We start from the raw sequence: 6,395 nt of genomic DNA, 5'->3' as shown, positions 1-6,395 counted from the left end.
ATCGGTCGGGTCGACCGGCACCTCGGGGATGATCGGCTTCAGCCAGTTCGTCACCTCGGCGGTGACGGGCTCCTGCGCAACCAGGATCTGGTCGATGCTGGGCTGCGCCGCGGCGGGCGTTTCACCCTCGGCGGGCGCCTCACCCTCGGCAGGTGCCTCACCCTCGGCGGGGGCCTCGGCCTGGCTCGTGGCGACGGCCTCGCCGTTCACGGAGAAGGTCGTGTCCACGGCCTGGCCGGTCTCGGTCTCGGTCAGGGAGCACTCGGAACCGGCCGGGATCCGGTCGAAGGTCCGGGTGGCGTCGCCGGGCAGGGTGAGCTCGAAGCTCTCCCGGATCTCGACGGAACCGGCCGGGTTCTCCTCGGTTGCCGGGCCGCTCGGCGTGATGCAGACCAGCTCGAAGCCGTAGGTGCCCGCGATCTGCTTCTCCAGCAGCGGGTGCTGCTCGTCGATGCTCGCCAGCCGCTTCTCGATCGTCACCTCGCCGAAGGCGTAGGTGTTCGTGAGGGTCGCCACCTGGGCGGACGGGGTCTCCTGGTCGGCGACCTGCGGCAGGCGCACCGCGAGCTTGGTCCAGTCCTCGCCGTCGCGCTGCACAACCGTGCCGTCCTGGCCGCGCTTGACCTCGCCGAAGCTGCCCAGGGCATCCGCCTCGGTGACGTAGCAGTCGGCGCCGATCGGGAGCTGGTCGATGACGACCGACTTCCGGTCCGCCGCGTCGGTGCCCTCCTTGTTGCCGGGCACCATCACGAGGGCGCTGTCGCCGAGGTCCATGGCCACCCGCTCGGGCTGCCCCTCGCCGGTCAGGCCGCTCGGCACGTCGCAGACCAGCTTCACGGGGAACTCGCTCGGCGCGTAGTCGTTCGACGCCGCACCGATCAGGTCCTTGAACAGCTCGATCTGGCCGGTCTGTACGGTGACGCCGGCGTGCTTCGGCGCCTTCGCGTTCGAGGCAACCCCGCTCTGCTGGATGCCGGAGACACCCGCCTGGTTCCAGGCAACCTGGCGCCCGTCCTGTCGGTCGATGCGCACCGAGTTGTCGGTCGCGTCCACCTGGTTCACGGTGTTGAAGTCGATCTTCAGCTCGTCACCGGGCTTGAAGAAGGATCCCTCCGCATAGTCCAGGGTCACCCGGAACGCCGTGACGTCCGCGAGCGTGCCGTCGTAGGTCGCAATGTCCACCCACTCCGTGCCCTCGCACCGGGGGTTGTTCTCCCACTTCCCACCCGCGGTCATGCAGGCGTCCATGGACGTGCTGACCTCAACCACCTGCGTGGCGTTCGCGGGCACCTCGGTGACCCCGAGCTGAGCCAGGTCCTGCAGGACGGGGCGGAACGTGCTGTTTCGCGGCGAGCCCTTTCCGGCGAGCATGCGGTCCCCGGCCATCGGCAGGGTGTCCACGATCGTGACCTGAGCCATGTTCGTGGTGCCCACGTTGGTCGTGGTGATGTTCCAGGCGTCGGTCGCGCCAACCGCCGTGTTCGCGGCGCAGGGGAAGCGAGTGTAGTCGCCGTTCTCGCCGTAGCGCACGGTGCACTCCGCGGCGGGGTTGCCGAAGTTCACGGCCCCGGTCACGAGGTTCTCGCCGAGGGTGTCCACGGCCTCGCCCTTGACCGTCTTAGACGCCGCCAGGATGCCGCCCTGCTTGGGCTGGACATAGTTCGTGTTGCCACACTCGGTGTCCGAGAGGCCCGTGACGGGTTCCTGGCCGAAGTCGCTCGGGTTCTCGCAGCTCTGCACGGGCTTGTCCGTGTGCACGATGACCGTGTTGACGGCCTTCTCACCCGACTTCAGTCCGGTGCCCAGAATGAGCCCCAGCTTGATCTCGAACGCGCTCCCCGGGTTCATGCGGGGGGTGTCCTTCGGCCACGTGAAGCGGAGCTCGGAGGTCCCGTTGGCGCCAGGGACAAGTTCCGTGGTGACCTCGGTGCCGAGGCCGGAACCGAGGTCCTCGAAGGTCGGCGCCTCGCCGTCCCAGCTCAGGGACTTGGGCATCTGGTCGACCACCTCGGTGATCGGCAGGTAGCCGGTGCCCGTGTTCTCGAAGCGGAGCACCCACTCGTTGCTGTCCAGCGGTTCCACGATGTGGCCGCCGTCAACGTCGTTCGGGGCACGCTTGATGACCTTCAGCTTGGTCGTGCCCGCCGAGAAGGTCACCCCGTCCTTCGCTTCGGACTGGACGTCGTTCAGGTTCGGGTGGGTGCCGACCGCCTTGGCGGAGTTGTCCACGCTCTCCCCGACCGGGAAGTCCTGCCCCGGTCGCAGCTGCACCGTGAATCCGAGCGAGGCGGACCAGTGCTCGAAGGAGGTGTCCGCGGAGAACAGGCGCCCGTCGTCGCGCTTGTAGGTCACGCGCACGCCGTTGACGTCCGCGATGGCCTTCGGCGTCGCCTTTGCGATCGCATCGGGGATGCTCGAGGAGAAGTCCTTGACCTCGACCCAGTCGTCGCCCGAGTGCACCTCAATCTTGACCCGGTCCGCGCCCTTGGGCAGCGTGACCTTGTTCGCGTCGAAGCCGACGAAGGAGAAGCGCTTCCAGAAGGCGGCGGAGGTGTCCTCGATCTTCACCGTGTTCGAGGAGGCCGTCGAGTTCTTGTCGTCTGCGGTCAGCTGGACGTGCACGGGCACGCTCGGGTTGGCCTCGTTGATGACGTTCTGGTTCTTGGCACCGCTCAGGCCGTTGTCGACCGTGATCTTCTTCTGGAGGTTGATGTCGATCTTCGCGTCCTGCAGGGTGACCTGCGCGTCGGCGTTGTTCGACGGGGTCTCCGTCGGGTGCACATTGGGCTCGTAGCCCTGGGCAAGGGCGGTGTTGTTCACACCGTTCTTCAGCGCGGGGACCTGGGCCGTCACGGGGACGTCCGGGGCGCTGCGGAAGCTGCTGCGCAGCTGCGCGTCCAGGTGCATCCGGAAGGGGTCGCCCACGGCAAGTGCCGCGCCGCCGGTCTCCGGGTCGGTGCTCTGGTAGACCACCGAGACACCGACGACATCCGCCAGGTCCGTGGGCGCGAGCGCTGCGGCCTCCGTGATCGACACCGTGACCACGGAGCCGTCCTGCTTCCAGAGCGCGACCTTGCTCGCGTCGGAGTCGACGTTCGGCAACCGGTCGAAGCTGATCTTGGTCAGCGTGAAGACCTCAAAGTGGTTGTTGTCGGCATCGTAGACCGCGTCCGTGAACACGCTCGCGGCGTTCCAGTCCTCGGGGGCGTTCGGCGCCTTGGGGGCGGTGTCCGTCACGCGAAGGTAGCCGATCTTGGAGCCGGACTTCTTCTTCCCCGAGGTTTCGTGGACCACCTCTGAGGCGTTCCAGCCGGTCAGCGTGTACCGGGTCACGGGGTAGTCCTGCTGCGCGGCGTCACCGGGGACGGGGACGAGCAGCGGGCCACCGGGGTTGGACTTCTTGTCGAGGCCCACGTTCAGCACCCCGTCGAGGATTTGCAGCGTGTCGCTGCCCCCGTTGGAGACGGTGCCCGTGTCGGTGGTGCCCGTCACGGTAAACGCGTTGTTCACGCAGCCGGGGGAGGCTTCCTGCTCGTCCTCGTTCGGGGCACAGTTGTAGGTGCCGGCGCCCTGAACCCAGGGGCTCTGACCGTCGACGGCCTCGCGAACGGTGTCGCGGAGCTGCCACTCCAGGAAGACGGGGCGGTCGATGCCGCTTGCCGTGATGCCGGATCCCTTGCGGGGCGCGGAGAGGGGCTCTCCGTCGTCACCGGCGGGGCGGGCCTCGTCGTTGGGCACGTAGCTGATCTTGACGCCGAGGGTGCTCTGCACCTCATCGCCGGTCAGGGTGTATCCCACAAAGCCGGAGTCGTTCATCCAGCTGCCGGTTTGGGGCTGCACGGCCACCCACGCGGTGCCGTTGAACAGCTCGACGCTCTCGACCGTGTCCCACGCAAGCTGGGGGTCCTGGCCCAGGCTCACCGGGAGGACGCGCTTCAGGTCGAACGTGTTGAAGACGGTGCTGGCCACGCCAGCCTGCTCCACGTTCGAGGGGTCGACGACCTCGATCTTGCGGATGCCGGGCTGCGAGGCGGCCCAGCTCTGCACGGACCACGCGGACGCCCCGGCCTGAGATGCCACCCAGTTGAGGTCGCTCTTCAGGTCCTGCTCAACCCAGCGCTTGCCAGCGAAGAGACCGCCGGTGCCCTCGCCGGTGGGCAGGGGACGGATGCCCACCTTCGCGTCGTCCTTCGCGGTGTCCCGGACCGTCGTGGTGCCGACGGTGCCGTGGGTCTTTGCGACGGCCACGTTCTCGAAGCGCTGGATCTCGGTCTCGCCCTTGGGCAGCACGGGGGTGCCGTCACGGAACGTGGTGGCCGGGGTGAACAGCAGGTTCGGCTTCACGCGGGTGCCGGAGGGCAGACCGTCCGGGCCCGTCTGGGTGTAGATGAACTCCACCCCGACGATGCTGTCCGCATCGGGCAGCTTGCTGTTGCTGTAGGAACCGGTCAGGTTCTTCGCCAGGCTCTCCCACACGATCTCACCGTCGACCAGGCGCGCGATGCGCACCTCGAGGGTCGCGGCCTCGGGGATGTTGACCTGGACGATCTCGGTGAGCCGGAAGGCGTCCCAGAAGGTGCGGGGGTCGTTCTTCCCGTCCCACACGTCGGTGACGGTGATCTGCTCGGGCTTGAGGGCCGGTCCGTTGGACGCGGCGGTGGTGTTCAGCTCGACCATGACCGACTGCCCGGGCACGACTGTGCCGGGGCCGATCTTCTTGTCCAGGGTCACGTCGATCGACAGCGGGTAGAGGCGCACGTCGGCCTCGGCCGGCTTCTTGACCGGCTCACTGCCCTCGCGCTCGCCTGCGGCCTCGATGACGTTCTTGAAGACGTCGCCGTTCTCGGCGTTCTTGATCGAGGTCTCGGGGTTGGTCTTCACCAGGTAGGCCAGGCCCGCCTTGGCGCCCGGGGCAATCTCGCCCTCGTAGCGAATCTCGAAGCCCGTGACCGTCTGTCCGGCCGGTGCCGCGGGGAGCGCGTCCCCGGGCTTCAGGGTGATCTCCTGAGTCTCGTCGCCGAACTGCCAGGTCAAGGTCGCCGCGGTGGCGCCCTCCGGCCAGGTGTGCGCGTCGGCGTCGAAGCCGGCAAAGGCGAGGTCTTCGGAGAGGAAGCTCGTGCCGGCCTTGGACTCGGTGATGGTGAGCGCGTCCAGAGCGGAGCTGTGCGGAGCGGGCTTGTTCTCGGCCCCCAGGGTGACACGGAAGGGCGTGCCAACCGGGAGCCCCTTGGCGGGCAGTGCGCTGCCGTCAGCCTGCGTGATCGTCTTCGACGGGGCGATGTCGATCGGTGCGCTCGTGACCTGCAGGGTCGCGTCGGCGTTTTTCGTGACGGGGTCCAGCTCGGGAGCGGTCACGGTCGCGGAGATGAGGTTCTGCGCGGTGAAGCCGGTCTTGAGTTCGCGGTGCTCGGGCAGTCGATCGGTGGCCCGCTGGGTCACCGAGAAGGTCTGCGACGCCGGGGTCGCCGTTTTCGCCTCGTTGATCGTGGCGGCGCCATCGGCGCTGGCGTAGGTGAAGCGAAGTCCCCCGACCTGGGCGTTGTCCACGCCCCCGGGCAGGGTGGCGGTGGCGGCCGGGGTCCCGGTCACCCAGCTCCAGGCGGAGCCGTCGAAGACGTAGGCGTCGACCTGCACGGTCTCAGCTCCAGCGGGCAGGGCGCCGCCCGCGGCCAGGCCGGCGAAGTCGACGTAGCGGAAGGGGTTGTCCGCGTCGAGTTCGGTGGCACCGTCAGCGGCGACGACGGGGTCCTGCACCACGAGCGTGTTTGCACGCACGTTCGAGGCGTTCACGGCGGTCAGCGTGATGTCGGAGGGCTCGCCGCGCTTCCAGACCTGGGTGTCCGGGGTCCAGCTCTTCTCGGTGCCGACGTCAGCCGAGCGAGGAACGACGACCGACACGACGGCGTCGTCGCTGACCGGCTCTTCCTCGTTCGCCGCGGTGAAGGTGGCGGTGTTCGTGATGTCCTTGGCGTTGAACTCCCAGTCGGGGCTCATCTGGTCGGCGTTCGGAACCGCGATGTCGACGGTGACGGTGACCTGGTGGTCGGAGCTCATGCCGACGCCCCCCGCGGGAACCGCGTCCGGGAGGTCCTCGGAGACCTCCAGGCGGATCGTCCGGGCCTCCTCATCTGCGGAGATCGGGCCCTTGCCCGCGAACTTCTGGCCGCCCAGCGTCAGGGAGACCCGGTCGGCGGGGATCTTGCCGATGCTCGCGCTGAGGTTGATCAGCGTGAAGCCAGCGAGCTCCGCGGGGATGATGTCCGTCATCTTCGGGTTCAGGCAGTCATAGTTCTCGCAGCTGACCTGGATCGTGTAGCTGAAGCCCTGGCCCGGGCTCATGTCGCGCTTGGCGTCCGCGTCATCGACCTTCTTGATGACCTGCAGCGAGGCCTCTC

General features: G+C 68.2%; 1 protein-coding gene. It reads right to left on the bottom strand.

Annotated features, from left to right (window positions below; translation table 11 throughout):
• On the bottom strand, window positions 1-6,395 hold a 6,395-nt coding region (locus OOT08_RS11340), incomplete at both ends, for a DUF5979 domain-containing protein (RefSeq protein WP_325092741.1).

This window comes from Leucobacter sp. M11 (assembly GCF_035726885.1).
Classification (GTDB): Bacteria; Actinomycetota; Actinomycetes; order Actinomycetales; family Microbacteriaceae; genus JAPFRB01.
This window is presented reverse-complemented; position numbering and strand designations above follow the sequence as displayed.